Origin of the sequence: Aliidiomarina sp. (assembly GCF_047920995.1) — a bacterium.
Lineage (GTDB): Bacteria > Pseudomonadota > Gammaproteobacteria > Enterobacterales > Alteromonadaceae > Aliidiomarina.
Window position 1 is genome coordinate 1 of record NZ_JBLRWZ010000073.1, and the last position, 2,261, is coordinate 2,261.

At 48.0% G+C, this 2,261-nt stretch carries 2 protein-coding genes; both read left to right on the plus strand.

Annotated features, from left to right (window positions below):
- Window positions 1–381 (plus strand): DUF1329 domain-containing protein (locus ACNA7P_RS11115; RefSeq protein WP_416258691.1); only part of this gene is annotated, 381 nt, incomplete at its 5' end.
- A 36-nt stretch (window positions 382–417) separates the two neighbouring features.
- A partial coding sequence (locus tag ACNA7P_RS11120) for a hydantoinase/oxoprolinase family protein (protein WP_416258692.1) occupies window positions 418–2,261 on the plus strand: 1,844 nt, incomplete at its 3' end.

A 2,261-nucleotide genomic window follows, 5' to 3' on the forward strand; every position in this document is an offset into this window, starting at 1 on the left:
GTTGATTTGCAATCAAGTCCTGCTTGGAATCCTAGTGATGAATGGGAAGTTCGGGAAGTATGGGTGGTAGAAGCCATAGCTCCACCTGAGCATCCGTATTCAAAGAAAGTAATGTACATGGATACTGAGTTCCCCCGCTTTTACATGGCTGATGTATACGATCGCCGTGGTGAGTTTTGGAAGTGGATGAACTACAACTTACGCACTCTTGAAACTGAAGATGGTGATAAAGGTATTGTTTCGAACGCTGGCTTCACAATTGATTATCAGCGCCGCCATGCCACTATTTTCGTATTGGCTCCGAATGCTCGTTTAAACACGCAAGGCGTAAATGGCAATTCAATTAGTTTACGTGAATTAGAGCGCGCCGCAGTTCGCTAAATAGCGGCTTCACGATAAAGAAGTACAGGAGGATTTATGAGCTATCGATTAGGTGTTGATGTGGGAGGTACTTTTACCGATCTTCTACTGATCAACGATGACACTGGCGCTACCTTTACGGCAAAGGTGCCATCAACACCAAAAGATTCTTCGATTGGTGTGCTAAACGGTATCGAAAAAATTTGTCGAACTTCCGGGGTGAATCCCCGGGAGATTCGCAAAGTAATGCATGGTACCACCGTGGCCACAAACGCGATTTTAACCCGCAAAGGCGCAAAAGTTGGCTTAGTTACCACTAAGGGCTACAAACAAGTTCTGCATATTGCTCGTTCGTATGTTCCTGGTGGTTTAGGCGGTTGGGTTATTTTCCAAAAAGGTGAATTGCTAGCCACTCTCGACCACACCATTGAAGCGCATGAGCGTATTGCCGCTGATGGTGCTGTGGTAGAGCCACTAAACAAAGATGCAATTCGCAAAGCGCTTACCGAGCTTCGTGACAAAGGCATTGAAGCACTTACAGTATCGCTAATTAATGCCTACAGCAACGGTACGCATGAGCAAGAGATTGCTGCGATTGCAAAAGAAGTGATGCCGGATATTCCTGTTTCAATTTCTTCTGATGTAGTGCCTGAAATGCAGGAATATGAGCGCACCGAAACAACCGTTGTTAATAGCTACGTTCGCCCGGAAGTATCAAAGTACATCGCCAACTTAGAAACAGAATTGAAAGCGCGCCTAGCGAACGATGTTGAACTTTCAATTCTGCGCTCAGATGGAGGGCTATCTGCTTGTGATTCAGCTTCTGATACTCCAGTAAATTTATTACTTTCTGGTCCCGCTGGTGGAGTTGCCGGAGCAATTTACTTCTGCAGCCGCGGTGGTTTCGATAAAGTGCTTACGTTTGATGTGGGCGGTACCTCTACTGATGTAGCGTTAATAGAAGATGGTAGCGCTCGCTTGCGCCGCGAAACTCGAGTTGGCGATATTGCCGTGCGCGCGCCTTCAGTAGACGTGCGCACCATTGGTGCTGGGGGCGGCTCGATTGCTTTCGTACCTGAGCTAACCAAAGCACTTCGCGTTGGCCCTGATAGTGCTGGGGCAGAGCCTGGCCCAGCGGCTTATAATAAAGGTGGTGTTCAGCCTACGGTAACCGATGCAAACGTTGTTCTTGGCTATTTGCCCGCCAACCAAAAATTGGGTGGCGATATGCAAGTGCGCAAGGATTTAGCGGAGGCGGCCGTGCAAACTGTTGCTGATGCCATGGGCATTTCCGTGTATGAGGCAGCGGAAGGCATAGTACGAATTGCTAACGAGCATATGTTTGGTGCGCTGCGCTTAATTTCGGTGGAGCAAGGGTACGATCCGCGTGAGTTTGCACTATGCGGTTTTGGTGGTGCTGGGCCACTACATGCCAATGCATTGGGTATTCTTATGAATGCTTGGCCGGTTATTGTGCCACCAGCGCCGGGCGTATTATGCGCTTATGGTGATGCAACAACACGCGTAAAAGACGAAGCATCTCGCTCACTAATTAAAGGGTTTTCGCGGATTTCAGATAAAGAAGTACTAACAATCCTGGAGCAACTCACCAAGCAGGTACAAGATTCTCTTGCTCGGCAAGATATTCCGGCAGCCGATCAAAGTATTACTTGGCAAGCCGATTTGCGTTATCAAGGGCAGGCATTATTGCTTACTCAAGATGTAAATCCAGAGGCACTGCGCGAGCAAGGTTCACAGCTCCTATCTAAATCATTTGATGCGGAACACGAACAATTGTTTAGTTTCGCTCTCGACGAAGAGCATGAGTTGGTTAATCTGCGCGCTATTGCGCGAGCACCACGGCCAAATATTGCCGAGAAAACCTTTAGTAACGAGCAGCG